This is a genomic window from Pseudomonas sp. KCJK9016 (assembly GCF_046231795.1).
Lineage (GTDB): Bacteria > Pseudomonadota > Gammaproteobacteria > Pseudomonadales > Pseudomonadaceae > Aquipseudomonas > Aquipseudomonas bananamidigenes.
In genome coordinates, this window is record NZ_JBJJMM010000029.1 from 44377 (window position 1) to 70298 (window position 25922).

General features: G+C 59.7%; 20 protein-coding genes. 12 read left to right on the forward strand and 8 right to left on the reverse strand.

All coding sequences use genetic code 11. The features are described from left to right. Window positions 1-142 precede the first annotated feature (142 nt). From fadB to ACK6BI_RS23625, 6 genes are all read left to right on the forward strand, one after another. The gene (fadB, locus tag ACK6BI_RS23600; protein ID WP_409318955.1) at window positions 143-2290 is read left to right on the forward strand and encodes a fatty acid oxidation complex subunit alpha FadB; all 2148 of its coding nucleotides are present in this window, start codon (window positions 143-145) and stop codon (window positions 2288-2290) included. 29 nt (window positions 2291-2319) lie between these two features. Beyond that, a complete protein-coding gene (gene fadA, locus ACK6BI_RS23605) occupies window positions 2320-3495 on the forward strand; it encodes an acetyl-CoA C-acyltransferase FadA (RefSeq protein ID WP_065260699.1) in 1176 nt (391 codons plus the stop codon). A gap of 99 nt (window positions 3496-3594) precedes the next feature. Beyond that, the gene (locus ACK6BI_RS23610) at window positions 3595-3831 is read left to right on the forward strand and encodes a DUF1653 domain-containing protein (protein WP_007953059.1); all 237 of its coding nucleotides are present in this window, start codon (window positions 3595-3597) and stop codon (window positions 3829-3831) included. A 114-nt stretch (window positions 3832-3945) separates the two neighbouring features. Continuing rightward, on the forward strand, window positions 3946-6576 hold the full coding sequence (topA, locus tag ACK6BI_RS23615) for a type I DNA topoisomerase (protein WP_409318956.1): 2631 nt from the start codon (window positions 3946-3948) through the stop codon (window positions 6574-6576). 170 nt (window positions 6577-6746) lie between these two features. Further along, window positions 6747-7271 (forward strand): DUF6586 family protein, encoded by a 525-nt coding sequence (locus tag ACK6BI_RS23620; protein WP_065260702.1) that lies wholly within the window; start codon window positions 6747-6749, stop codon window positions 7269-7271. A gap of 106 nt (window positions 7272-7377) precedes the next feature. After that, window positions 7378-7611, forward strand: coding sequence for a hypothetical protein (locus tag ACK6BI_RS23625; protein WP_003226592.1), 234 nt, complete (start codon window positions 7378-7380; stop codon window positions 7609-7611). Window positions 7612-7690: 79 nt separating this feature from the next. On the opposite strand, the gene sulA is transcribed toward ACK6BI_RS23625, so the two are convergent. Beyond that, window positions 7691-8164, reverse strand: a complete 474-nt coding sequence (gene sulA, locus ACK6BI_RS23630; RefSeq protein WP_409318957.1) for an SOS-induced cell division inhibitor SulA — start codon at window positions 8162-8164, stop codon at window positions 7691-7693. 10 nt (window positions 8165-8174) lie between these two features. Continuing rightward, window positions 8175-8783, reverse strand: a complete 609-nt coding sequence (gene lexA, locus ACK6BI_RS23635) for a transcriptional repressor LexA (RefSeq protein ID WP_409318958.1) — start codon at window positions 8781-8783, stop codon at window positions 8175-8177. 230 nt (window positions 8784-9013) lie between these two features. On the opposite strand from lexA, the gene ACK6BI_RS23640 reads away from it, so the two are divergent. The 3 genes from ACK6BI_RS23640 to ACK6BI_RS23650 all read left to right on the forward strand — a co-directional run bounded on the left by ACK6BI_RS23640 (window position 9014) and on the right by ACK6BI_RS23650 (window position 11640). After that, window positions 9014-9721, forward strand: coding sequence for a TetR/AcrR family transcriptional regulator (locus ACK6BI_RS23640; protein ID WP_065260705.1), 708 nt, complete (start codon window positions 9014-9016; stop codon window positions 9719-9721). A 158-nt stretch (window positions 9722-9879) separates the two neighbouring features. Continuing rightward, window positions 9880-10890 (forward strand): beta-N-acetylhexosaminidase, encoded by a 1011-nt coding sequence (nagZ, locus tag ACK6BI_RS23645; protein ID WP_409318959.1) that lies wholly within the window; start codon window positions 9880-9882, stop codon window positions 10888-10890. Between the two features lie 12 nt (window positions 10891-10902). Continuing rightward, entirely contained in the window at window positions 10903-11640 is a 738-nt protein-coding gene (locus tag ACK6BI_RS23650; RefSeq protein WP_260520328.1) for an S-methyl-5'-thioinosine phosphorylase, read from the forward strand. Window positions 11641-11754: 114 nt separating this feature from the next. Here ACK6BI_RS23650 and ACK6BI_RS23655 read toward each other — a convergent pair whose 3' ends face one another. The 3 genes from ACK6BI_RS23655 to mfd are packed head-to-tail and all read right to left on the reverse strand — an operon-like array spanning window position 11755 to window position 18498. Next, window positions 11755-14445 carry an SNF2-related protein gene (locus ACK6BI_RS23655; protein ID WP_409318960.1) on the reverse strand — a complete coding sequence of 897 codons (2691 nt, stop codon included), beginning with the start codon at window positions 14443-14445 and terminating at the stop codon, window positions 11755-11757. An 11-nt stretch (window positions 14446-14456) separates the two neighbouring features. Further along, window positions 14457-15038 (reverse strand): CsiV family protein, encoded by a 582-nt coding sequence (locus ACK6BI_RS23660; protein WP_409318961.1) that lies wholly within the window; start codon window positions 15036-15038, stop codon window positions 14457-14459. A gap of 10 nt (window positions 15039-15048) precedes the next feature. Beyond that, complete coding sequence (gene mfd, locus ACK6BI_RS23665) at window positions 15049-18498, reverse strand: transcription-repair coupling factor (protein WP_409318962.1); 3450 nt, start codon at window positions 18496-18498, stop codon at window positions 15049-15051. Window positions 18499-18852: 354 nt separating this feature from the next. Between mfd and ACK6BI_RS23670 the strand changes: the two genes are divergently transcribed. Beyond that, complete coding sequence (locus tag ACK6BI_RS23670; protein ID WP_409318963.1) at window positions 18853-20316, forward strand: glyceraldehyde-3-phosphate dehydrogenase; 1464 nt, start codon at window positions 18853-18855, stop codon at window positions 20314-20316. Window positions 20317-20380: 64 nt separating this feature from the next. Here the strand turns inward: ACK6BI_RS23670 and ACK6BI_RS23675 are convergent, their stop codons facing one another. Continuing rightward, window positions 20381-21673 (reverse strand): MFS transporter, encoded by a 1293-nt coding sequence (locus tag ACK6BI_RS23675; RefSeq protein ID WP_409318964.1) that lies wholly within the window; start codon window positions 21671-21673, stop codon window positions 20381-20383. A 122-nt stretch (window positions 21674-21795) separates the two neighbouring features. Between ACK6BI_RS23675 and ACK6BI_RS23680 the strand changes: the two genes are divergently transcribed. Continuing rightward, on the forward strand, window positions 21796-22794 hold the full coding sequence (locus ACK6BI_RS23680) for an FAD:protein FMN transferase (RefSeq protein ID WP_409318967.1): 999 nt from the start codon (window positions 21796-21798) through the stop codon (window positions 22792-22794). Between the two features lie 201 nt (window positions 22795-22995). Further along, window positions 22996-24390 carry a Si-specific NAD(P)(+) transhydrogenase gene (gene sthA / locus ACK6BI_RS23685; protein ID WP_065260713.1) on the forward strand — a complete coding sequence of 465 codons (1395 nt, stop codon included), beginning with the start codon at window positions 22996-22998 and terminating at the stop codon, window positions 24388-24390. 42 nt (window positions 24391-24432) lie between these two features. On the opposite strand, the gene ACK6BI_RS23690 is transcribed toward sthA, so the two are convergent. After that, window positions 24433-25155: a glycerophosphodiester phosphodiesterase family protein gene (locus ACK6BI_RS23690; RefSeq protein ID WP_260520322.1), complete on the reverse strand. Its 723-nt coding sequence runs from the start codon at window positions 25153-25155 to the stop codon at window positions 24433-24435. A 13-nt stretch (window positions 25156-25168) separates the two neighbouring features. Next, window positions 25169-25750, reverse strand: a complete 582-nt coding sequence (locus tag ACK6BI_RS23695) for a PilZ domain-containing protein (RefSeq protein WP_409318965.1) — start codon at window positions 25748-25750, stop codon at window positions 25169-25171. Window positions 25751-25922: the final 172 nt, after the last annotated feature.

Sequence of the window (25922 nt, forward strand, 5' to 3'; positions counted from 1 at the left end):
ACTGCTCCTACAGAATCCCGACTATCGCGTTGGCGGGTGTGCCGGGCGGATGGGTGTCAGCATTGACGAAAAAACGTCCTGCCGAGCCATTTGCCTGCGTCCGACGTGTACTGTTCAGCTTCCATATCGTGGAGATCAGTTGATGATTTACGAAGGTAAAGCCATCACGGTTAAAGCTCTTGAAAGTGGCATCGTCGAATTGAAATTCGACCTCAAGGGTGAGTCCGTCAACAAGTTCAACCGTCTTACCCTGAACGAACTGCGTCAGGCCGTAGACACCATCAAGGCAGATGCTTCGATCAAGGGCGTGATCGTCAGCAGTGGCAAGGACGTGTTCATCGTCGGCGCCGACATCACTGAATTTGTCGACAACTTCAAGCTGCCGGATGCCGAGCTGGTTGCAGGCAATCTCGAAGCCAACAAGATCTTCAGCGATTTCGAAGACCTCGGCGTTCCGACCGTGGCCGCGATCAACGGTATCGCCCTGGGTGGCGGTCTGGAAATGTGCCTGGCAGCGGACTACCGCGTCATGTCGACCAAGGCCAAGATCGGTCTGCCGGAAGTCAAACTGGGCATCTACCCGGGCTTCGGCGGTACGGTGCGTCTGCCGCGTCTGATCGGTGCCGACAACGCCATCGAGTGGATTGCCGCCGGCAAGGAAAACCGTCCTGAAGACGCGCTGAAGGTCGGAGCCGTGGATGCCGTGGTTGCTCCCGAGAAGCTGCTGGAGGCTTCCGTCGAGCTGATCAAGCGTGCCATCTCCGGCGAGTTTGACTACAAGGCCAAGCGTCAGCCGAAGCTGGAAAAACTCAAGCTGAACGCCATCGAACAAATGATGGCTTTCGAAACCGCCAAAGGTTTCGTGGCCGGCCAGGCGGGTCCGAACTACCCGGCCCCGGTCGAAGCGATCAAGACCATCCAGAAAGCCGCGAACTTCGGTCGTGACAAGGCTCTGGAAGTCGAAGCCGCAGGTTTCGTGAAACTGGCCAAGACCTCCGCCGCGCAGAGCTTGATCGGTCTGTTCCTGAACGATCAGGAATTGAAGAAAAAGGCCAAGGCCTACGACGAAATCGCCAAGGACGTGAAACAGGCTGCCGTACTGGGTGCCGGTATCATGGGTGGCGGTATCGCTTATCAGTCGGCCTCCAAAGGCACGCCGATCCTGATGAAGGACATCAACGAGCACGGCATCGAGCAAGGTCTGGCGGAAGCCGCCAAGCTGCTGGTCGGCCGCGTTGATAAAGGCCGCATGACTGCCGCGAAGATGGCTGAAGTGCTCAACGGCATTCGTCCGACCCTGTCCTACGGCGATTTCGGTCACGTTGACCTGGTCGTTGAAGCCGTGGTCGAGAACCCGAAGGTCAAGCAAGCCGTTCTGGCGGAAGTCGAAGATCAGGTCAAAGAGGACACCATCCTCGCGTCCAACACCTCGACCATTTCCATCAGCCTGCTGGCCAAGGCCCTCAAGCGTCCGGAAAATTTCGTCGGCATGCACTTCTTCAACCCGGTGCACATGATGCCGCTGGTGGAAGTGATCCGTGGCGAGAAGTCCAGCGAGCTGGCCATCGCCACCACCGTTGCCTACGCCAAGAAAATGGGCAAGAACCCGATCGTCGTCAACGACTGCCCGGGCTTCCTGGTCAACCGCGTACTGTTCCCGTATTTCGGCGGTTTCGCCAAGCTGGTCAGTGCCGGTGTGGACTTCGTCCGTATCGACAAGATCATGGAGAAATTCGGCTGGCCGATGGGCCCGGCATACCTGATGGACGTGGTCGGCATCGACACCGGCCACCACGGTCGTGACGTGATGGCTGAAGGCTTCCCGGATCGCATGAAAGATGACCGTCGTTCCGCCGTTGACGTGCTTTACGAAGCCAAGCGTCTGGGTCAGAAGAACGGCAAGGGCTTCTATGCCTACGAGGCCGACAAGAAAGGCAAGCAGAAGAAAGTCGCCGATCCGTCGGTACTGGAAGTGCTCAAGCCGATCGTCTACGAGCAACGCGAAGTCACTGACGAAGACATCATCAACTGGATGATGATCCCGCTGTGCCTGGAAACCGTGCGTTGCCTGGAAGACGGTATCGTCGAAACCGCTGCCGAAGCCGACATGGGTCTGGTCTACGGCATTGGCTTCCCTCCGTTCCGTGGCGGTGCGCTGCGCTACATCGACTCGATCGGTGTCGCCGAGTTCGTTGCCCTGGCCGACCAGTACGCTGATTTGGGCGCGCTGTACCACCCGACCGCGAAGCTGCGCGAAATGGCCAAGAACGGCCAGAGCTTCTTCGGTTAAGCGCCCCCAACCAGAGTGAGAGTGAACTTATGAGCTTGAATCCTAGAGACGTCGTGATTGTCGATTTCGGTCGTACTCCGATGGGCCGCTCCAAGGGCGGCATGCACCGCAACACCCGCGCCGAAGACATGTCGGCGCACCTGATCAGCAAACTGCTGGAGCGCAACACCAAGGTCGATCCTGCCGAAGTCGAGGACGTGATCTGGGGCTGTGTGAACCAGACCCTGGAGCAAGGCTGGAACATCGCGCGCATGGCGTCGCTGATGACCCAGATCCCGCACACGTCGGCCGGCCAGACCGTCAGCCGTCTGTGCGGTTCGTCGATGAGCGCACTGCATACCGCTGCGCAAGCGATCATGACCGGCAACGGTGACGTTTTCGTGGTGGGTGGCGTCGAGCATATGGGCCACGTGAGCATGATGCACGGTGTCGATCCGAATCCGCACATGTCCCTGTACGCGGCGAAAGCCTCGGGCATGATGGGCCTGACCGCTGAAATGTTGGGCAAAATGCACGGCATCACTCGCGAACAGCAGGACGCCTTTGGCGTGCGTTCCCATCAGTTGGCCCACAAGGCAACCGTGGAAGGCAAGTTCAAGGATGAAATCATCCCGATGCAGGGCTACGACGAGAACGGTTTCCTGAAAACCTTCGACTATGACGAGACCATTCGTCCGGAAACCACCCTGGAAAGCCTGGCGGCTCTGAAGCCGGCATTCAATCCAAAGGGTGGGACCGTGACTGCAGGTACTTCGTCGCAGATCACCGATGGTGCTTCGTGCATGATCGTGATGTCGGCACAGCGTGCGCAGGATCTGGGCATCCAGCCAATGGCCGTCATTCGTTCGATGGCGGTGGCAGGTGTGGATCCGGCAATCATGGGTTACGGTCCAGTGCCGTCGACCCAGAAAGCGCTCAAGCGTGCCGGTCTGACCATCAACGACATCGACTTCTTCGAGCTCAACGAAGCGTTCGCCGCACAGGCTCTGCCAGTGTTGAAGGACCTGAAAGTGCTCGACAAGATGAATGAGAAGGTTAACCTGCACGGCGGCGCGATCGCCCTGGGTCACCCGTTCGGTTGCTCCGGTGCCCGTATTTCCGGCACCTTGCTGAACGTGATGAAGCAGAATGGCGGCACTTTCGGGGTGGCTACCATGTGCGTTGGCCTCGGCCAGGGCATCACCACTGTCTTCGAACGCGTTTAAGCGTCTCGTCGATGGAAGCCGGGGCCAAGTGCCCCGGTTTTTGTTTTTGCGGATTTATTTTTGTATTTATTTTGAAAAAATTTGAGTGAGGGCCGAAGCATGCCGATACAACCTGGGCTCTACCAACATTACAAAGGTCCGCAGTACCGCGTATTCAGTGTTGCGCGGCATTCCGAGACCGAAGAGGAAGTGGTCTTTTACCAAGCCCTGTATGGTGATTATGGCTTCTGGGTGCGTCCCTTGAGCATGTTTCTGGAGTCCGTCGAAGTTGACGGCGAGCAGGTCCCACGCTTTGCTTTGGTGCAAGCCGAACCGAGCCTTTTTTCGAAGCCGTGAGGCGAGGGCGCGCAGAACCCTGCGCTTGACCTCACCTTGTAGCCACTATATATAGCGGTGCCGCGTCAGGCGCCAACCGCCTTTCACTTCTAGAATTCAGGAATTTTCCGATCCATGGGCAAATCGCTGGTCATTGTGGAATCCCCGGCTAAGGCCAAGACCATCAACAAGTATCTGGGCAACCAATACGTGGTGAAGTCGAGTATCGGCCATATCCGAGACCTGCCCACCAGCGGTTCGGCTAGCGCCGGCAAAGAGCCGGCCGCCAAGCGCGGCAAGGCCGCTGCAGGTGAAGCGCCAGCACTGTCGCCGAAAGAGAAGGCGCGCAAGCAGCTGGTTTCGCGCATGGGAGTCGATCCGGATCACGGCTGGAAAGCCAAGTACGAGATCCTTCCGGGCAAGGAAAAGGTCATCGAAGAGCTGCGCCGGCTCGCCAAGGATGCTGACACCATCTACCTCGCAACCGACTTGGATCGCGAAGGGGAAGCCATTGCCTGGCACCTGCGCGAAGCCATTGGTGGGGATGACAGCCGCTACAAGCGCGTGGTGTTCAACGAAATTACCAAGAAGGCGATTCAGGAAGCCTTCTCGGAGCCTGGTGAACTCGATATCGATCGAGTGAATGCCCAGCAGGCCCGCCGCTTCCTCGACCGCGTCGTGGGCTACATGGTTTCGCCGCTGCTGTGGGCGAAGATTGCTCGCGGTCTGTCTGCCGGTCGGGTGCAATCGGTGGCCGTGAAGCTGGTGGTCGAGCGCGAACGTGAAATTCGCGCCTTCATCCCGGAAGAATACTGGGAAGTGCACGCTGACCTCGGCACCGCAAAAGGCTCGACCGTGCGCTTCGAAGTCGCGCGTGAGAAAGGCGAGGTTTTCAAGCCGCTCAACGAGGCCCAGGCCATGGCGGCGCTGGAGAAGCTGAAGTCTTCCAGCTACAGCATCGTCAAGCGCGAAGACAAACCGACCAGCAGCAAGCCGTCGGCACCGTTTATCACGTCCACGCTGCAACAAGCCGCGAGCAACCGCCTGGGCTTCGGCGTGAAGAAAACCATGATGATGGCACAGCGTCTGTACGAAGCCGGCTACATCACTTATATGCGTACCGACTCGACCAACCTCTCGGCAGATGCCGTAGCGATGGCGCGGACCTATATCGAAGACGAATTCGGCAAAAAGTACCTGCCGGAAACGCCGAACGTCTACAGCAGCAAGGAAGGCGCACAGGAGGCTCACGAAGCAATTCGTCCTTCCGACGCCAATACCACGCCTAGCAAGCTGTCGGGCATGGAGCGTGACGCTGAGCGCCTTTATGAGCTGATCTGGCGCCAGTTCCTGGCGTGCCAGATGCTGCCTGCGCAATACCTGTCGACCACTGTCAGCGTGGCCGCTGGCGACTTCGAACTGCGTGCCAAGGGCCGAATTCTGAAGTTCGACGGCTACACCCGCGTTCTGCCGCAAATCACCAAGCCTGGCGACGACGATGTCCTGCCGGACATGGCCCAGGGCGATGTGATGAAGCTGATCAAGCTTGATCCGACCCAGCATTTCACCAAACCGCCAGCCCGTTATTCGGAAGCCAGCCTCGTCAAGGAAATGGAAAAGCGCGGTATCGGTCGTCCTTCGACCTATGCGGCGATCATTTCGACCATTCAGGACCGCGGCTATGTGACATTGCACAACCGTCGTTTCTATTCGGAAAAGATGGGCGATATCGTCACCGAGCGTCTGTCTGAAAGCTTCTCGAACCTCATGGACTATGGCTTTACCGCCGGCATGGAGGAGAACCTGGACGACGTGGCCCAGGGCGAACGTGACTGGAAAAACGTGCTGGACGAGTTCTACGGCGACTTCAAGAAAAAGCTTGAAGTGGCTGAGAACCCGGATGCCGGCATGCGCGCCAACCAGCCGGTGATGACCGATATTCCGTGTACCACTTGCGGCCGTCCGATGCAGATTCGTACTGCATCCACTGGTGTGTTCCTCGGCTGCTCGGGCTACAGCCTGCCGCCGAAAGAGCGTTGCAAGGCCACCGTCAACCTGGTTCCGGGCGATGAAATCGCTGCGGACGACGAAGGAGAGTCGGAATCTCTGGTCTTGCGCGGCAAGCACCGCTGCCCGATCTGCAGCACGGCGATGGACGCTTACCTGCTCGACGAAAAGCGCAAGCTGCACATTTGCGGTAACAACCCGGATTGCGCCGGCTATGAAATCGAAGAAGGCAGCTACCGCATCAAGGGCTATGAAGGTCCGAGCCTGGAGTGTGACAAGTGCGGCAGTGAGATGCAGCTCAAGACCGGCCGTTTCGGCAAATTCTTCGGTTGCACCAACCCGACCTGCAAGAACACTCGCAAGCTGTTGAAAAGTGGCGATGCAGCGCCGCCGAAGATGGATCCGGTGAAGATGCCCGAGCTGAAATGCGAAAAGGTCAACGACACCTACATCCTGCGGGACGGTGCTTCCGGCCTGTTCCTGGCGGCCAGTCAGTTCCCCAAGAACCGCGAGACACGTGCACCGCTGGTCATCGAGCTTCTGCCACACAAGGAAGAGATCGATCCGAAGTATCACTTCCTGTGCGACGCGCCGCAGAAGGATCCGGACGGTTTGCCGGCGGTCATCCGCTACAGCCGCAAGACCAAGGAGCAGTACGTCCAGACCGAAGTCGACGGCAAGCCGACAGGCTGGAAGGCTTTCTTCGACGGTGGCAAATGGACGGTTGAAGACAAGCGTCCGGCAAAAGCGAAGGCTTGAGCCGGTGTTGAGCTGATGAAGTCCTGAGCGGCTTCGTCAGCGCAAAAGGCCGCATGGCAGCCCTCGGGTTTTCATGCGGCCTTTTTGTTTAATGCTTGCGGTCGGATTGGTTGATCCATGACACTGTCCGACCTGTATGAAGCATTTATTTCGCCGCGGAGAGTGCCGATATGGCCCACGAGCTCTATACCCGTACCAATCAGAAGATCTATTTCGCGGGATTGTCGCTGGAGGCGCTGGCCAGGGCTGAAGAGGGGCGGACAATGAATTCGCTGGCGCTGATACAGGCTGGGCGCGAATCGGCGCTGTTTCATCTCTACGGTGCGCTGCTGGGGCTGTGTCACGAGATCGCAGGGTTCTATCGGTTGCCACAGGCTAACGCACCACGAGCGGAAACCCTGTTGACCAGCGAAGTGCTTGAGTCTATTGCAATTCCAGAACTGGCCGAGATGATCGAGTTGGCGGGTAATCCGGAAACCTGGCTGGCGAAATTGCTGGCGGCACATTCGGCGCTGTTTCAGCCACCACGGGTGCCACACAAGCCGAAGGGGGATGTGACCCAGCCATTGATTCAGGCGGTAAATCTGGATGAAGAGCAGGCGCCAGAAGAATTGAGCCGGCAAGAGCTGGAGAGCTGGCGACAACACCTGAAGGGGTTGGCTGTCCGCTTCCGTGAAGGCTTGAACGAATGCTGATGGAGACTTGGCTGGCGGCGACGAGATGCATGCTGCTGGTCAAGATCCTGAGCGAATCTTGAATGATGTCTATATAATCCCTGCCTTTCGCGGAGAACACACCTATATGCCAACGTCCTTTCTAGAAATTGTCGAGCTACCAGACGGCCGAATCGAACTGCGCAGGGCCGAGGACGAGGGTTCCCTGGTGACGCTGGATTTTTCCGAGGATGCCAAGGCGTTTCTGCAGGGGCAGCATGTTGAGATTGCCAAAGCAATGCTAAGCGTCGGCGTGCAGATGGCCGGTCGAATGGTTGAAGGCGAATTTGATAAGGAAGAGGGGCCGCGAGTTCTTCATTGAACACCGCCCGTCGATTGTCACGTCAGTTCGGCTTCTCTATCCCTTGAGAAGCCCCGCGCTTCAGATGGCGCGCATGCAGTCAGCCCAATCGAATATTCAGGCTTTGAGCGTCCCCGATGCGGGCGGCGCTGACCAGTTGTTGGCGTGAGGCTGCATTAAGCGGATTCAGCCACGTCACTACAGTGTGGCTTCGACCAAGGCGCAGAGCCTCGCAAGCCAACTGCATGGCGCTCTGTGTGCCGCGCGGTTGCAATAAAAGGATGCGCTCGCGATTCAATCCTGCCTCTCGTAGCCAGGCCTGTGTCAGGCTCGCGGGTGGTGCAATCAGGGTCAACCAACGCGCGTCCTGATCGTCGCTCAATTCACGAAGAATCGGTGCAAGCAGGTTCAGGCAGTTCCCGGTCGCACCGCGCAGCGAAAGTTCGCTGTACGCTTCGGGTTCGACATTCCATGTGCGCTCCGCTGTATCCTTGAGTATCGGGGCCAGTGGTTGTGCCAGAAATGCCTCGAACAGCGGCAGTTGTGTTTGCTGAGGTGCGTGTGGGAACTGCATAAAGCCTCCTTTAGCGGCGGATTACGCCGACACTCAAGCCTTCGATCACCAGTTCCTGATCTTTCAGGTTGACTTCGATGGGAGCGAACTCGGGATTTTCGGCGATCAGCCAGACTTTGCTGCCATCGCGCTTGAAGCGCTTGACCGTCACTTCGTCGCCGATCCGGGCAACGACGATCTGACCGTTGCGTGCTTCCCGGGTCGTGTGAACGGCCAGCAGGTCGCCGTCGAAAATGCCGATGTCCTTCATGCTCATCCCGTGAACGCGCAGCAGGTAATCAGCGCGAGGGTGGAAGAAGGCCGGATTGATATTGCAGGACTCTTCGATGTGTTGCTGGGCAAGAATCGGCGCGCCGGCAGCCACGCGACCGATGATTGGCAGGGTGGATTCGTCGACCTTGGCTTCGAGACCGGGGATGCGAATGCCGCGAGAGGCGCCGGGTGTCATTTCGATCGCGCCTTTGCGGGCGAGCGCCTTGAGATGCTCCTCGGCCGCGTTGGGTGATTTGAAGCCCAGTTCCTGAGCGATTTCCGCGCGGGTCGGCGGATAGCCATTGTCTTCGAGGCAACGTTTGATGAAAGCCAGAATCTCGGCTTGGCGTGGCGTCAGCTTAAGCATATTGATCGCTCTGTCTTTTTATACAGTGACTGGGATTATATACAGTGAAGCGGTATTGGCAATGCTCGTTTTTTGCCAGGGCGCCGGACGGTCAGTGACGGCGTCGATTAATGCGGCGTCCTTGTTGTGGTTAAATATCTGACCGACCATTCCCAAAACGAACCGGCAGGCTTGACAAGGCATAGGCTGAAACGTATGTTTCAAACAAGTGTTTGTCAGGCGGAGTAGCCATGGCCCAGTCGGAAACCGTTGAACGCATTCTTGATGCTGCAGAACAGTTGTTCGCGGAAAAAGGTTTCGCTGAAACCTCATTGCGTCTGATCACCAGCAAGGCAGGGGTCAACCTGGCAGCGGTGAATTATCATTTTGGCTCGAAAAAGGCGCTGATCCAGGCGGTTTTCTCGCGCTTTCTCGGCCCGTTCTGTATCAGTCTCGATAAAGAGCTGGAGCGGCGTCAGGCCAAGCCTGAGAACAAGCCTTCACTGGAAGAGCTGCTGGAGATCCTTGTCGAGCAGGCTCTGGTGGTACAGCCTCGCAGTGGCAACGATCTGTCGATTTTCATGCGTTTGCTCGGTCTGGCATTCAGCCAGAGCCAGGGACACCTGCGCCGTTATCTGGAAGATATGTACGGCAAGGTGTTCCGTCGCTACATGTTGCTGGTGAACGAGGCCGCACCGCGCATTCCTCCTATCGAGCTGTTCTGGCGCGTGCATTTCATGCTGGGTGCGGCGGCGTTCAGCATGTCGGGTATCAAGGCGTTGCGTGCGATCGCCGAGACCGATTTCGGTGTCAATACTTCCATCGAGCAAGTCATGCGCCTGATGGTGCCGTTCCTGGCGGCCGGCATGCGTGCCGAAACCGGTGTCACCGATCCGGCCATGGCAACAGCGCAGTTGCGGCCGCGCAGCAAGTCAGTACCGGCGCCTGCCAAGGTTTGACTGTCCATGGGTGGGCGTGGCGGCGGACATCCGCTAAGCTAGCCGCCCATGCCGACTCTCGTTCTGAACCCGTTTCTCATTGAAATCACCGTCCTGCCGGGCGCTGGCCCTGGTGGTGGTTTCGTGGGCAGCGGGTTTTTCGTTTTCAAGGAATTTCTATGACTGCTGGCCTGCAAGGCTCGTTGATGGTGGACGTCGCCGGTACCTGGCTGACGGCCGAAGATCGCCAATTGTTGCGCCAGCCCGAAGTGGGCGGCCTGATCATTTTTGCCCGCAACATCGAGCATCCACGCCAGGTGCGCGAGCTGAGTGCGGCGATTCGCGCCATCCGTCCGGATCTTTTACTGGCGGTGGATCAGGAAGGTGGTCGCGTCCAACGCCTGCGTCAGGGCTTCGTGCGTCTGCCGGCGATGCGCGCCATCGCTGACAATCCGAATGCCGAATATCTGGCCGAACAATGCGGCTGGATCATGGCCACCGAGGTATTGGCGGTCGGGCTCGACCTGAGCTTCGCGCCGGTGCTGGATCTGGATTATCAGCGCAGCGCTGTCGTCGGCACGCGCTCATTTGAGGGTAATCCTGAGCGCGCCGCACGGCTCGCCGGTGCTTTCATCAAAGGCATGAACAGTGCCGGCATGGCCGCCACCGGCAAGCATTTTCCCGGTCACGGCTGGGCGGAAGCCGATTCTCACGTCGCAATTCCGAACGACGAGCGCAGCCTTGAAGAGATCCGCGCCAACGACCTGGTGCCGTTCGCCCGACTCAGCAAGCAACTGGCCGCCGTCATGCCGGCCCACGTGATTTATCCGCAAGTCGATGCTCAGCCCGCCGGTTTTTCCCGGCGCTGGTTGCAGGACATCCTGCGCGGTGAGTTGCAGTTCGACGGCGTGATCTTCAGCGACGACCTGTCGATGGCTGGCGCTCATGTGGTGGGTGATGCCGCCAGTCGTATCGAAGCCGCGCTCAGTGCCGGTTGCGACATGGGCCTGGTGTGCAACGACCGTGCTGCTGCCGAGCTGGCGCTGAGCGCCGCGCAACGGTTGAAGGTCAAGCCGTCGCCACGTATTGCACGCATGCGTGGTCAGGCGTTCGCCACTACTGAATACCGTCAGGATCCACGCTGGCTGACTGCTGTCGGCGCGCTCAAAGACGCTCAATTGATCGATTAAGGATTTTTCGCTATGACGGTTTACGCAATCATCGGTGGCACGGGCCTGACCCAGCTGGAAGGTCTGAGCATTCGTCAGTCGCTGGCGGTGGATACCCCTTACGGTGCGCCGTCGGCTGACGTCCAGATCGGCGAATATGCTGGCAAGGAAGTGCTGTTCCTCGCTCGGCACGGCCATCCCCATCGTTTCCCGCCGCACAAGGTTAATTACCGCGCCAATCTGTGGGCGTTGAAGCAGGCCGGGGCCGAAGCGGTCATTGCGGTCAACGCCGTGGGCGGGATTCATCCGGCGATGGGCACCGGGCATTTCTGCGTGCCGCATCAGATCGTGGACTACACCAGCGGGCGCGAACACACCTATTTCGCCGACGATCTGGAGCACGTCACGCACATCGACTTCAGCTTCCCCTACAGCGAGCCACTGCGTCAGCAACTGATTGCCGCATTGGCCGCCGAAGGTTGCGAGTACAGCGATCAAGGCGTTTACGCCTGCACCCAGGGCCCGAGACTGGAAACCGTGGCCGAGATCGTGCGTCTGGAGCGCGACGGTTGCGACATCGTCGGCATGACCGGTATGCCGGAAGCTGCGCTGGCCCGTGAGCTGGATCTGGATTACGCCTGCCTGTCGCTGGTGGTGAATCCGGCGGCGGGCAAGACTACGGCAGTAATCACCATGGCCGAGATCGAGCAGGCGCTGCATGACGGCATGGGCAAGGTGAAATCGACGCTGGCGCGGGTGTTGAAGGGCTGAGTCCGGCTCAAAACCGAGTCGAGCCATTCGCGGGCAAGCCCGCTCTCACAGGTTAAGCGCTATCTCTGTGGGAGCGGGCTTGCCCGCGAATCGATCTGGTAAACGACAAAAATTTCAGTGCTTGTCGAACTTGTCCGGCAATGGTGCGAACAGCGCCTCGATATCATCGCTCTGCAGTTGCCAGTCTCCGGCTTTGCGGCCATCCAGCACGCCAGCCGCCAGGTCGGATTTTTCCCGTTGCAGATGCTGAATCTTCTCCTCGACCGTTCCTCGCGCAATCATCTTGTAGACGAACACAGGTTTTTCCTGGCCAATGCGATAGGCGCGGTCGGTGGCCTGGTTTTCCGTCGCCGGGTTCCACCACGGATCGTAGTGAATGACGGTGTCCGCTTCTGTCAGGTTCAGGCCAACACCACCGGCCTTCAGGCTGATGAGAAAGATCTGACGCTTGCCGCTCTGGAATTCCTTCACGGGTGTGCGCCGATCTCGGGTCTGTCCTGTCAGCAGCGCATAGGCAACATTGCGTTTTTTCAGCTCCTCCTCAATCAGCGACAGCATTGAAGTGAACTGGGAAAACAGGAGAATCCGCCGTCCTTCCTCGAACAGTTCTTCGAGCATTTCCATCAGGCTGTCGAGCTTGCCCGAGGTGCTGCCGCGGGCGGGCAGGGTGGCATCGTTGACCAGGCGCAAGTCGCAGCAGACCTGCCGCAGCTTGAGCAGCGCTTCGAGAATGATGATCTGGCTGCGCGCCACACCTTTGCGGGTGATCTCGTCGCGCACCTTCTTGTCCATCGCCAGGCGCATGGTTTCGTACACATCGCGCTGGGCCTCGTTGAGGTCGACCCAGTGGATGATCTCGGTCTTCGGCGGCAGCTCGGTCGCGACCTGTTCCTTGGTGCGCCGCAGCAGGAACGGTTTGATCCGGCCATTGAGGTGTTGAAGTCTGACCTCACTGGCGCGTTTTTCGATCGGCACGCGGTAATCGGCGTTGAAGCTCTTGACGTCGCCGAGCCAGCCGGGCAGCAGGAAGTGAAACAGCGACCACAATTCGCCCAGGTGGTTTTCCAGAGGGGTTCCGCTCAGGCACAGGCGCTGGCGAGCGTTCAATTCGCGGGCTGCCTGGGCGGCTTTGCTGTTCGGATTCTTGATGTACTGCGCCTCGTCCAGCACCAATACGTGCAGCGGCTGCCGGGTCAGGTGCTCGACATCCTTGGGCAGCAGCGCGTAGGTCGTGAGGATCAGGTCGTAATCGGCCAGATGCTCGAAATGCTTTTTGCGGCTGGCGCCGTACAGGGCCAGCACTTTGAGCTGTGGTGTGAAGTGCGCCGCTTCATCCAGCCAATTGGGGATCAGGCTGGTGGGCATCACCACCATGCAGGGTCGATCCAGTCGCCCGGCGTTTTTCTCGCTGAGAATGTGCGCCAGGGTTTGTAGGGTTTTACCCAGACCCATGTCATCCGCAAGAATCCCGCCGACTTCAAGTTGCCGCAGCGACTGCATCCAGCTCAATCCTTCGAGCTGATAAGGGCGCAGCGTTGCGTTCAGTCCTTGCGGCGCTTCGGCGCTATAGTTGCGGATATCGCGCAAGCGTTGGGCGAAGCTGCGAATCTGTTCTCCGCCCTCCCACAGCAGCGGAATGTCTTCCAGCGAATTGAGGCGGGTGGCGTCAGCCTTGCTCAGGCGCAGTGAGGTTTCGCCCGGCTCTTGCAGATAGAACTCGCCCAACGTCGCCAGCACCGGTTTCAGCCGGCCGAGCGGCAGGGCGACCTGCAGGGGGCCGTGCTCACTGTTGCGTTGCGGAATGTTCACCAGAATCAGCTCGTCGTCCCGGCGCCGGGCGAGGCGTTCGGGGTTGAGGATCTCTGTGTGCGAGCGCATCAGGTTGAGCAGGATCGGCAAAAGGCTCAGGCGTTCGCCATTGACGATGATACCCAGCTCCAGATCAAACCAGTCGCGCTCTGGCGTCTGCTCGACGGTGGCGTACCAGTCGTCCACGGCAGTCAGGTCGAAGCCGAATTCATCGTCGACCAGCAGTTCCCAGCCTTGGGTGCGCAGCTTCGGCAGGTCGTTCAGCGTAAACGTCAGCCAGGCGCTGTCATTGACCATTTCATAGAGTTCGCCGGCGCTTTCCGGTAGAGCCTTGCTCTGCCTTGTGGCTATGCGAAAGCCGAGAATCCGCAGTTGTTCGCGGTAGCTTTGTTCAATCTCCGGGTGGCGTTTTACCCGCAGTATCTGAGCTTCCTGGCGTATCAGAATGTCGCTGTTTTTCTGCCCGCTGACGTATTCGTCGAGATAACTGAACGACAGTGCCGCACGATGCTGGATATAGCGCTGCATCTTGCCATTGCGCGGTTCGAAGGCGCTGAACTCGACGCTGGCCAGCCAAAGGCGCGGCACCGGCTGTACGTTGTCGACCAGCACTTGCGGCGGTGCCTTGGGGTTGCGGTTTTCCAGGACGGCCTGAAGTTTTTCCAGCAGCTCGGCGTCTTTGGCGGCGGCAGGGTATTCGAGGGTTTCCTGCACTTGCAACAATACCGCTGCACAGTGTTTGCAGTTGCTGTGAACCGGGCAGGTACAGGTGGCGTCGACCATCAGCAGGGTGCCTTTGGCCGATTCGCGCAAACGGATCGTCTGGCGATAGATGTTGCCGCCAGAGCCTTCGCAACTGGCGGTAATCGTCGCGTCACCGACCTGCACGATCCGCACCCGGTTTTCCAGAGCGTAGCGGCGGCCACGCTCCAGGCTTTGTTCCTTGAACCGGCTGACCCAGGAGGAGGCCAGCGGTTTGCTCAGAGGTGGGGGCATGAGGACTTCGATCAGTCCGGAATGGATTCAGGCGCTTCCCGAGGCGCCGGCGCCGTCAGCGAAGTGATCTTGATCAGCATGGCCAGGTGGCCATTGTCCAGGTAGTTGAGCTGGCCATTTTTAGTGTGGCTGTCCTGTTTCAGGCGTTCGCTGGCGGTGACCATGCCGTTGGCGTCGATCTGGTTGACCCAGAAATCGGCGTTGACGTCGGTGAAGCGCCCGAGCTTCATTTCGAGCGTGCCCTCGATGGGGAACTGGCCGAACTGTTCCTTGCCGTCGCTGATCGCGACTTTGGTCGGCGACTCACCCAGAGGCTGCTGCCAGGCCTTGTGCATCAGCACACTGTATTCGCCACTGGCAGCGAGCTTGCTGGCAACTTCACCCAATGCGGGAGTACGCAGGCTGGCATCGTCAAGGCGTCTGGCGCCAGCGGCCCAGTCTTCCGGTGCGGCACGGCTGATGATGGCGGGGACGGCGTTCTGGCGTATCAGAATCATTTCAACCTGATACAGGTCATCGGCAAACGCCGAGGGTGCCGCCAGCGTCATCAAGAGCGGGGTCAGCAGCAAAGTCAGTGAGCGAAACAGGCGCATGCGGCGTCCTTCAAGCAGTTTTCGGGAGGAGGCGCTCGAACAGCGCCTCCACAGTATTAAAGCGCTCTTCCGGGCGCTCCATCGGCACCTGAAACTTGAACATCGTGGCGCCTTCGAATTTGTAGCGTTTTGGCTGACTCTGAATCAGCTTGATCAGGGTCATCGGATCGACCGGGGTCTGTGCGGCGAACTCGATTCGGCCGCCCTGCGGGCCGCCATCGACCTTCTTGATGCCCAGCTGTTCGGCCTGCAATTTCAGTGCTGTGATGCGCATCAGATTCTTGGTCGGTTCCGGCAGCAGGCCGAAGCGGTCGATCATCTCCACTTGCAGGTCTTTGAGGCCTTCCTCGTCGGTGGCCGACGCGATGCGTTTGTAGAGGATCAACCGTGCATGCACATCCGGCAGGTAATCCTCCGGAATCAGCGCCGGCACCCGCAGGTTGACTTCCGGGCCGCCACCGAGCGGTTGATCGAGGTTTGGCTGTTCGCCCTTGCGGATCGATTTCACCGCGCGCTCGAGCATTTCCATGTACAGCGTGAAGCCGACGGCTTGAATCTGCCCGCTCTGGCCGTCGCCCAGCAGTTCACCGGCGCCGCGGATTTCCAGGTCGTTGGTGGCCAGCACGAAGCCCGCGCCGAGGTCTTGCGTATTGGCAATCGCCTCCAGGCGTTTTTCCGCATCGCCGGAGATCTGTTGGCGTGGCGGGGTCAGCAGGTAGGCGTAAGCCTGGTGGTGGCTGCGACCGACGCGACCGCGCAACTGGTGCAACTGCGCCAGACCGAACTTGTCGGCGCGCTCGATGATGATGGTGTTGGCGCTCGGCACGTCGATGCCGGTCTCGATGATGGTCGAGGCGATCAGCACGTTGAAGCGCTTGTGGTAGAAGTCGCTCATCACCTGTTCGAGTTCGCGCTCGCGCATCTGCCCGTGCCCGATGCCGATCCGCGCTTCCGGCACCAGTTCGGCCAGTTCGGCGGCGCATTTCTCGATGGTCTTCACGTCGTTGTGCAGGTAGTAAACCTGACCACCGCGCAGCAGTTCCCGCAGCAACGCTTCCTTCACCGTGCTCTTGTTCTGCTCCATGACGAAGGTGCGCACCGACAGGCGTCGCGCCGGCGGCGTGGCGATGATCGACAGGTCGCGCATGCCCGACACCGCCATGTTCAGCGTGCGCGGAATCGGGGTGGCGGTCAGGGTCAGAATGTCGACTTCGCTGCGCAGGGCCTTGAGCTGTTCCTTCTGACGGACGCCGAAACGGTGTTCTTCGTCGATGATCACCAGACCCAGGTTCTTGATCTTGACGTCGTCCTGCAGCAGCTTGTGGGTGCCGATGACGATGTCGATTTTGCCTTCGGCCAGTTCGGCCACCGCCGCGTTCACTTCTTTCGCCGACTTGAAGCGGCTCATTACTTCCACGGTCACCGGCCAGTCGGCGAAGCGGTCGCGGAAGCTGTTGTAGTGCTGCTGGGCGAGCAGGGTGGTCGGCACCAGGATCGCCACTTGCTTGCCGCCGTGCACGGCGATGAACGCGGCACGCATGGCCACTTCGGTCTTGCCGAAACCCACGTCACCGCAGACCAGCCGGTCCATCGGCTTCGGCGCAAGCATGTCCTCGCGCACGGCTTCGATGGTGGCTTGCTGGTCAGGAGTTTCCTCGAACGGGAAACCGGCGCTGAACGTCGCGTAATCGGCTTTCGGATCGGCGAATGCGTAACCTTCGCGAGCGGCGCGACGGGCGTAGATGTCGAGCAGTTCGGCGGCCACGTCGCGGACCTGTTCCGCAGCCTTGCGTTTGGCTTTCTGCCAGGTCTCCGAGCCGAGTCGGTGCAGCGGGGCCAGGGCATCGTCGCTGCCGGTGTAGCGGGCAATGAGATGCAGGTTGGCCACCGGCACGTAGAGCTTGGCGTTCTCGGCGTATTCGAGGGTGAGGAATTCGGCAGCCTGGCTGTCGATTTCCAGAATCGTCAGGCCGAGGTAGCGACCGACACCGTGGTCGATGTGGACCACCGGCGCGCCCTCGCGCAATTCGGTGAGGTTCTTGATCACCGCATCGTTGTTGGCGTCGGCGCGTTTCTCGCGGCGACGACGCTGCATTACGCGCTGGCCGAACAGCGGGCTTTCCGCAACCAGTGCCAGCGCCGGGTCATCGAGCATCAGGCCTTCATCGAGCGGCGCAATGGTGATCGCCAGGCGATCCTTGCTCGCGACGAAGTCCGGCCAGCTGTCGACGGTTTTCGGTCGCAGCTTCAGTCGATCCAGCAACTCCAGCAGCACTTCGCGACGACCTGCGGACTCGGCAGTGAACAGCACGCGTCCCGGGAACTGGTCGAGAAAGGTGGAAAGCGCGGCCAACGGCTGCGTGGCCTTGGCTTCGATCGCCAGATCCGGCAGTGCCTGCGCGGGGAAGCGCTCGCGGCCGACACCGGTTTCCACGTCCTGCTGGCTGGCCACCACGCGCGGCCAGTTCTTCAGGCGGGCGAAGCAGTCTTCCACCGGCAGGAACAGTTCGGCAGGCGGCAATAAAGGACGCGATGGATCGACGCGGCGTTCTTCATAACGATTGCGCACATCGTTCCAGAAGTTTTCCGCCGCTTGCTCGATGCCCGGCAGCGAGAACACCTGAGTGTCCTGGGGCAGGTAATCGAACAGGGTCGAGGTTTCTTCGAAGAACAGCGGCAGATAGTACTCGATGCCGGCCGGCGTGATGCCGCTGCTCAGATCCTGAAAGATCGGGCAGCGGCGGAAATCGACGTCGAAGCGCTCGCGAAAACGCGCCTTGAAACGGGTGACCGCTTCTTTCTGCAGCGGAAATTCCTTGGCCGGCAGCAGTTTGACCGAATCGACCTTGTCGATGGAACGCTGGGTTTCCGGGTCGAAAGTGCGCAGGGTTTCGATTTCGTCGTCGAACAGGTCGATGCGATAAGGCAGTTTGCTGCCCATCGGAAACAGGTCGATCAGCGCGCCGCGTACCGTGAACTCACCGTGTTCGTACACCGTATCGACGTAGCGATAGCCGCTGGCTTCGAGCCGCGTGCGCATCTGTTCGACGTCGAGTTTCTGGCCGACATCCAGCACCAGGCTGCTGCCGAGCAGGAACCTGGTCGGCGCCAGACGATGCAGGGCCGTGGTGATCGGCACCACCAGTACGCCATGTTCCAGCTCCGGCAGTCTGTAAAGGCTGGCGATACGCTGGGAGATGATGTCCTGATGCGGTGAAAACAAGTCGTAGGGCAGGGTTTCCCAATCGGGGAAGTGCAGCACCGGTAAATCCGGGGCGAAGAAGCTCAGTTCCTGCTCCAGCCGTTCGGCACTCTGGCTGTCGGCGGTCAGCAGCAACGTGAAGCGCTTGGCAGCGCTGGCAGCCTCGGCAATGGCCAGGCTCAGTGCAGCACCGGGCAGATTGCCCCAGTGCTGTTTACCTGCCGCAGCAGGGAGAAGCGGTAGACGCAGAACAGGCACGGAAGGTTGAGCTCCAGGCGTTGCGACAAAGTCGGTAATTGTAGCGGCGTCCGGTGCCGCCTGTCAGTTGCAGACTGCGTCTATCTGCGCTGTTTCCGGAAAATGTAGTGGTAACCATAAAAACAGGTACTTTTTTAATGATTATGTAGTGCTGAAATCGAGTGGTGTTACGGAGGGTTACAGACATCGTCTAACAGTCGTCGAAAAACTGACTGCGCTGCAGGCCCCGGTTTTACTGGGCTTGCGCAGGGCGTTATTTTTTTGGACGGTGTTTTGTTACCGGTTGCACGACAAGCGCGCATTGCTACGAGAGGTTCTCGGCGGCATAATGTAGCCCCTTTTTTCTGCCCCTACATGTGGAAGGTTCCCGTGACTCAGAAGCCCGACCAGTGTCTTGGTGAATGGATCGACCGTGAAGCACTCGCAGAAGCGATGATTCCGCTTATCGGTCAGCTCTACCGCAATAACAACGTGGTGAGCTCGATCTATGGCCGCAGCCTGATCAACCAGTCTGTCATCGCGATTCTCAAGGCTCATCGCTTTGCTCGCCATCGTTCTTCCGACGATAGCGAACTCTCCGTCCACGAAACATTCCCTCTGCTGAAGGCCATGAGCGAGCTGAAGCTTGGCGCGGCTTCGGTGGATCTGGGCAAGTTGGCGTTCAAGTTCCGCGCTGAAGGCAATGGCCGCACGGCCGAACAATTCGTTCGCGAAGAGTTGGCCGATGTCGTGGGTCAGCAAAACGCTTCCGCGCGTAAAGGTACTGACGTCGTGCTGTACGGCTTCGGTCGTATCGGTCGTCTGCTGGCGCGCATCCTGATCGAAAAAACCGGTGGTGGCGACGGCTTGCGTCTGCGTGCAATCGTTGTGCGCAAAGGCGCCGAGAACGATCTGGTCAAGCGTGCCAGCCTGCTGCGTCGTGACTCGGTACACGGCCCGTTCGATGGCACTATCACCATCGATGAAGAAAGCAACACCATCACCGCCAACGGCAACCTGATTCAGGTGATCTACGCCAAGAACCCGTCCGAAGTCGACTACACCCAGTACGGCATCGAGAACGCGCTGATCGTCGACAACACCGGTGTATGGCGTGATGCCGACGGCCTGGGCCAGCACCTGGCCTGCCCGGGCGCTGCCCGCGTGATTCTGACCGCGCCGGGCAAAGGCGCGCTGAAGAACATCGTTCACGGCATCAACCATGGCGACATCACCCCTGACGACAAGATCATCTCGGCGGCGTCCTGCACCACCAACGCCATCGTGCCGGTGCTCAAGGCTGTCAACGACCAGTACGGCATCGTCAACGGCCACGTTGAAACCGTTCACTCGTTCACCAACGACCAGAACCTGATCGACAACTTCCACAAGGGCAGCCGTCGTGGCCGCGCCGCGCCGCTGAACATGGTGATCACCGAGACCGGTGCCGCCACCGCCGCCGCCAAGGCACTGCCGGTGCTCAAGGGCAAGCTGACCGGCAACGCGATTCGCGTACCTACGCCGAACGTGTCGATGGCCATCCTGAACCTGAATCTGGAAAAGGCCACCACTCGCGACGAAATCAACGAGTACCTGCGCCAGATGGCCATGCACTCGGAGCTGCACAAGCAGATCGATTACGTCAGCTCCCAGGAAGTGGTTTCCACTGACTTCGTGGGCTCGCGTCACGCTGGTGTCGTGGATGCCGAGGCAACCATTACCCAGGATAACCGCGTTGTTCTGTACGTCTGGTACGACAACGAGTTCGGTTACAGCTGCCAGGTGGTTCGCGTGATGGAAGACATGGCCGGTGTAAACCCGCCAGCGTTCCCGCGCTAAGCCTTAGCCGCAAATGAAAACGCCCCGACATTGTCGGGGCGTTTTTGTTTTTGCGCGATTCAGGTCAGTGGGGGATGGCGGTTTGTGCCGTACGCAATGCATGCCTGTTGCCACGGAACAGCACCAGGGTCGCGATCAGGCCCAGCACCGCTGCGCCGCTGAGCCAGATTCCCGGCGCAGCCTTGTTGTCCAGCACATGGATCAGGTAAGTGCAGGCGGCTGGCGTGAAACCACCAAACGTTGCGGTGGCCAGGCTGTAGGCCAGCGAGAAGCCCGTCGTGCGCACTTCTACCGGCATGATTTCGGTCAGGGCCACCACCATCGCACCGTTGTACGAGCCGTACAGGAACGACAACCACAGCTCGACGATCAGCAAGTGGCTGAAGCTCGGATTCGCCACCAGCCACGACAGCGCCGGGTAGGCGGTCAGGATCGCCAGGCTCGTCGCCGCCAGCAGCAGAGGCTTGCGGCCGATCTTGTCAGATACGGCGCCCATCACCGGCAGCCAGAAGAAGTTCGACAGACCGATGCACACGGTTACCAGCAACGCATCGAAGTCCGACAGGTGCAACTCTGCCTTGCCAAAAGTCGGGGTGTAGGCGGTGATCAGATAGAACGACACGGTGGTCATCACCACCAGTGCCATGCCGGCGAGGACGATGCCGAAGTTCTGACCGATCGAGCGGACGATTTCCTGCAGGGTAGGGCGATGTTTGCGGGCCTGGAATTCCGGCGTTTCCTCCAGGGAGCGGCGAATCACGAAAATCACCGGAACAATCATGCAACCAATCAGGAAAGGCACGCGCCAGCCCCATTCGCCCATTTGGTCCGGGCTCAGCCAGTGGTTGAGGCCTACACCGAGCAGGCCGGCGAATACCACGGCGGCTTGCTGGCTGGCGGACTGCCAGCTGACGAAGAAGCCCTTGCGCCCCGGTGTAGAGATTTCTGCCAGATACACGGACACGCCGCCCAGTTCCACGCCAGCCGAAAAGCCTTGCAGCAAACGACCGAACAATACGATCAGCGGCGCGGCGACGCCAAGGGTGGCGTAACCCGGGACGCAGGCGATCAGCACGGTACCGGCCGCCATCAGGGCGAGGGTGATGATCAAGCCCTGGCGACGGCCGTGACGGTCAATGTAGGCGCCGAGGAAAATCGCCCCCAGCGGACGCATCAGGAAGCCTGCGCCGAAGGTGGCAAGGGAGAGCATCAGGGAGGCGAATGCGCTGTCGGTAGGGAAGAAGGTCTTGGCAATGGCCGTGGCGTAAAAGCCGTAGACCATGAAGTCGAACATCTCGAGAAAGTTGCCGCTGACAACGCGAAAAATCGCTTTGCCTTTGCCCGTGGAGGAGGACATGTTCAGGTACTCACTTGTTGATTTTGTGTGAAGGCGTTGTATCCGTTTGGGAGCGAGCGGGCTCTGTGGCCATAATGGCCGTCGCGATTTTGCTCGGAGATGAAGAATTGTTAACTGGACGGATGCTGGTTTTCGTGAGTGTTCTCGGTGTCCTGTCCGGATGCGGCAATGGCGACTCCATGGAAAGCTTCGGCGGTCCGACCATGGGCAGTACGTATTCGATCAAGTACGTGCGACGAATCAACTTGCCCGCTCCCCAGGACGTCCGGGTCGAAGTGGAAAAGATCCTCGCCGACGTGGATCGGCAAATGTCCACCTACCGCGCCGACTCCGATATTTCGCGTTTCAACGCATTGCCCGCCGATCGCTGTCAGACCATGCCAGCGCCGATCCTCGAACTGGTGCGGGTTGGCGAGCAGCTGTCACAACAAAGCGAAGGCTCCTACGACCTGACGGTAGAGCCGCTGCTTAATCTCTGGGGATTCGGTCCGCAAGGGCGCGAAGAAAAAGTCCCGAGCGCCGATGCGCTGGCCGAGGTGCAGAAGCGGGTGGGTTATCGGCATTTGCGTATCGATGGCGACCAGTTGTGCAAGGACGCGGCGGTCGAGGTCGATTTCAACAGCATCGCTGCCGGTTATGCGGTCGACACCATCGCCGCGCGACTCGACGCCATGGGCATTCATGATTACCTCGCCGAGGCTACGGGCGAGCTCAAGGCGTCCGGGAAGAAGCTCGATGGCTCGCCCTGGCGCATTGCCCTGGAGGAGCCGCGTGACGATAAGCAAGTGGCAGAGCGCGTCATTAATGTCGATGGCTATGGGCTTTCCACGTCAGGCGATTACCGCAACTATTTTCAACAGGACGGAAGGCGTTATTCCCATACCTTCGATGCCCGCACCGGAGCGCCCGTCGTACACGACCTGGCGTCAGTCACGGTAATACATCCTTCAGCCTTGATGGCCGATGGACTATCGACACTGTTGCTGATTCTCGGCCCGGAAAAGGCCTGGGACTATGCCGAAAAACACGACATTGGTGCATTCTTCGTGATTCGTGCCGATAAAGGTTTCGTGATTCGCACCAGTCGGGCGTTCGAAAGGCTCGCAGGCGCAAAAAATTGACCGGCAGCAATGCTAAAACTGGCGTTGTAGTGCAGGCAAAAGTAGCCTACGACGCGACCAAGGGTTAATGTGCGCGGCGTTGACGCTTCTATAGACTGTGTCCGGGTTTTCAACTGGCCCCCAATTGTTCCTTCGCGCCGTCGTCCGGCGTGATTTAGCCGCCGGTGCTGCTGGCACCGCGGCCTGTTCTGAGGAGTACGCATGGCTGTCTACAACTACGACGTGGTAGTGCTGGGTTCCGGCCCGGCGGGAGAAGGCGCGGCAATGAACGCCGCCAAAGCAGGGCGCAAGGTGGCGATGGTCGACAGCCGTCGCCAGGTCGGCGGTAACTGCACCCACCTGGGCACCATCCCGTCCAAGGCCCTGCGTCACTCGGTGCGGCAGATCATGCAGTTCAACACCAACCCGATGTTCCGGGCCATCGGTGAGCCGCGCTGGTTCTCCTTCCCGGATGTGTTGAAAAGCGCCGAGAAAGTCATCTCCAAGCAAGTCGCTTCGCGTACCGGCTACTACGCCCGTAACCGCGTTGACGTGTTCTTCGGCACCGGCAGCTTCGCCGACGAGCAGACCATCGAAGTGGTCTGTGCCAACGGCGTGGTCGAAAAACTGGTGGCCAAACACATCATCATTGCCACCGGTTCGCGTCCTTATCGCCCGGCGGACATCGATTTCCACCACCCGCGTATCTACGATAGCGACACCATCCTCAGCCTCGGCCACACCCCGCGCAAACTGATCGTTTACGGCGCCGGCGTGATCGGTTGCGAATACGCCTCGATCTTCAGCGGTCTGGGTGTACTGGTCGAGCTGGTGGACAACCGCGGTCAGTTGCTGAGCTTCCTCGATTCGGAAATCTCCCAGGCGTTGAGCTACCACTTCAGCAACAACAACATCACCGTGCGTCATAACGAAGAGTATGACCGCGTCGAAGGCGTGGACAACGGCGTGATCCTGCACCTGAAGTCCGGCAAGAAGATCAAGGCCGACGCCTTGCTCTGGTGCAACGGTCGCACCGGCAACACCGATCAGTTGGGGTTGGAAAACATCGGCGTCAAGGTCAACAGCCGTGGCCAGATCGAAGTCGACGAGAATTATCGCACCTGCGTGCAGAACATCTACGGCGCCGGTGACGTGATCGGCTGGCCGAGCCTGGCCAGTGCCGCCCACGACCAGGGTCGCTCGGCGGCCGGCAGCATTGTCGACAACGGCAGCTGGCGTTTCGTGAATGACGTGCCGACCGGCATCTACACCATTCCGGAAATCAGCTCGATCGGCAAGAACGAGCAGGAACTGACTCAGGCCAAGGTGCCGTACGAAGTGGGCAAGGCATTCTTCAAGAGCATGGCGCGTGCGCAGATCGCCGGCGAACCGCAAGGTATGCTGAAGATCCTGTTCCACCGCGAAACCCTGCAGGTGCTGGGCGTTCACTGCTTCGGTTATCAGGCGTCGGAGATCGTGCACATCGGTCAGGCGATCATGAACCAGCCGGGTGAGCTCAATACCCTGAAGTATTTTGTCAATACCACCTTCAACTACCCGACCATGGCTGAAGCCTATCGGGTAGCTGCGTACGACGGCCTCAACCGGCTTTTTTGAGCGGCTCCGGCCGGTGGCCTGAGCCGGCCGGGGAGACCGATTTCAGCCATTCCCGAGGGTGGCAGTGGCCAAACCGGGAAAGTCTGTAATCAGGCTGTCAACGCCGAAGTCGGCGAGTCTGCGCATCAGCGCAGGCTCGTTGACGGTCCATACCGACACATGCAGCCCCTGACGCTGCGCCTTCTGCAGGCGTTCCGGCGTACACAGCGTCCAGTTCAGGGCCAGAATCTCGCAGCCATAGCTTGCCGCGACCTTCAGCGGGTCGAGCCAGGCGTACTCGGCCACAAGCCCCCGCGACACGTCCGGCACCAGATCCAGCGCCGCCTTCAACACTTCCCGCGAACTCGAGGTGATCGTCACCTTGTCGAGCAGCCCATGCCTGACCGCCATTTCACGAATGGCCAGAACGGTCGTTGCAGCTCGGGTGCGCGAAGCGCTTTTGACTTCAAGCTGCCAGTGATCGAAATCACACTTTTCGAACAGTTCTTCCAGGGTCGGAATCGGGCAGGGCTTGATCCAGCCCGGGCCGCCCTTGCGAGCGTCGTAAGTCACCAGTTCGGCGGCGGTATGCTCGACCACCTTGCCGCGACGGTCGGTGGTGCGCTTGAGGGTCGGGTCGTGGATGACCATCAGCTCGCCGTCCTTGGACAGGTGCAGATCCAGTTCGCAACGGCGCACGCCGTGCTTGAGACATTCCTGAAAACTGCTCAGGGTGTTTTCCGGTGCTTCGCCCTTGGCGCCGCGGTGGCCATAGATAAGGGTCACGGTTCTTCCTTAATTAAATGCCTGATTCGTTCTGTTCGCGGGCCAGGCGTCGTTCCTGGGCCTGCTTTTGCAAGATATAACGGGCGAGCAGCTGGCGCTGGGCGTCGGTCAAGTGTTCGAACTCGGTGCCGATGTCGTAGCCGTCGCCCTTGCGGTCGCAATGGGTGACCCGGGCGCGCAGCAGCAAGCCGTGGGCCTGCGGCATCAGCACCATTTTGACCGACAGGCGTGAGCCTGCAGCGATCGGTGTCGGATTCTGAAAGTCGATACCGCCCTCCGAGATGATCACCGGTTGCGGCTCGCCGATTTGCCCGAGCGCGGTCAGCGCAATGACCTGACTGAGCAGATCGATGCGCTTGTTCTGGGATTTCAGGAATGCCGCGATGGCACGGTCGCGCTCGTTGATCTGGCGCAACAGGTGCTGCGACTCGAATTCGCTCAGGTGCAGTTCACTGAGCACGTTGAATAATGGGGAAGCATCCTGCAACACTTCCTGGCCTGCGGCTTCGGCAGCGGACAGGGGCCGAATTTCCAGTGCGATCGTGTCCTCGATACGGTAGTATTCGCGGCGATCTTCTTCATCTAATGTCGACATGGCGAACCCATGGTAGCGGCGGTGGTCTGAGTGTAAAGCTGGTTTTAGACCCCCCCCCCAAGGCCGTTCCTTTTCCCTCCCCACAAGCCCCCACCCGTTCAGACCCCTCCTCGTCTTTTTCGGCACGCGTTACACCCCCGCCAAGCGCCGCCATCATTTCTGTCTCTTATAC

Coding starts and splice junctions, on each gene's coding strand:
- fadB (WP_409318955.1), top strand. CDS start 143: ATGATTTACGAAGGTAAAGCCATCACGGTTAAAGCTCTTGAAAGTGGC.
- fadA (WP_065260699.1), top strand. CDS start 2,320: ATGAGCTTGAATCCTAGAGACGTCGTGATTGTCGATTTCGGTCGTACT.
- ACK6BI_RS23610 (WP_007953059.1), top strand. CDS start 3,595: ATGCCGATACAACCTGGGCTCTACCAACATTACAAAGGTCCGCAGTAC.
- topA (WP_409318956.1), top strand. CDS start 3,946: ATGGGCAAATCGCTGGTCATTGTGGAATCCCCGGCTAAGGCCAAGACC.
- ACK6BI_RS23620 (WP_065260702.1), top strand. CDS start 6,747: ATGGCCCACGAGCTCTATACCCGTACCAATCAGAAGATCTATTTCGCG.
- ACK6BI_RS23625 (WP_003226592.1), top strand. CDS start 7,378: ATGCCAACGTCCTTTCTAGAAATTGTCGAGCTACCAGACGGCCGAATC.
- sulA (WP_409318957.1), bottom strand. CDS start 8,164: ATGCAGTTCCCACACGCACCTCAGCAAACACAACTGCCGCTGTTCGAG.
- lexA (WP_409318958.1), bottom strand. CDS start 8,783: ATGCTTAAGCTGACGCCACGCCAAGCCGAGATTCTGGCTTTCATCAAA.
- ACK6BI_RS23640 (WP_065260705.1), top strand. CDS start 9,014: ATGGCCCAGTCGGAAACCGTTGAACGCATTCTTGATGCTGCAGAACAG.
- nagZ (WP_409318959.1), top strand. CDS start 9,880: ATGACTGCTGGCCTGCAAGGCTCGTTGATGGTGGACGTCGCCGGTACC.
- ACK6BI_RS23650 (WP_260520328.1), top strand. CDS start 10,903: ATGACGGTTTACGCAATCATCGGTGGCACGGGCCTGACCCAGCTGGAA.
- ACK6BI_RS23655 (WP_409318960.1), bottom strand. CDS start 14,445: ATGCCCCCACCTCTGAGCAAACCGCTGGCCTCCTCCTGGGTCAGCCGG.
- ACK6BI_RS23660 (WP_409318961.1), bottom strand. CDS start 15,038: ATGCGCCTGTTTCGCTCACTGACTTTGCTGCTGACCCCGCTCTTGATG.
- ACK6BI_RS23670 (WP_409318963.1), top strand. CDS start 18,853: ATGTGGAAGGTTCCCGTGACTCAGAAGCCCGACCAGTGTCTTGGTGAA.
- ACK6BI_RS23675 (WP_409318964.1), bottom strand. CDS start 21,673: ATGTCCTCCTCCACGGGCAAAGGCAAAGCGATTTTTCGCGTTGTCAGC.
- ACK6BI_RS23680 (WP_409318967.1), top strand. CDS start 21,796: ATGCTGGTTTTCGTGAGTGTTCTCGGTGTCCTGTCCGGATGCGGCAAT.
- sthA (WP_065260713.1), top strand. CDS start 22,996: ATGGCTGTCTACAACTACGACGTGGTAGTGCTGGGTTCCGGCCCGGCG.
- ACK6BI_RS23695 (WP_409318965.1), bottom strand. CDS start 25,750: ATGTCGACATTAGATGAAGAAGATCGCCGCGAATACTACCGTATCGAG.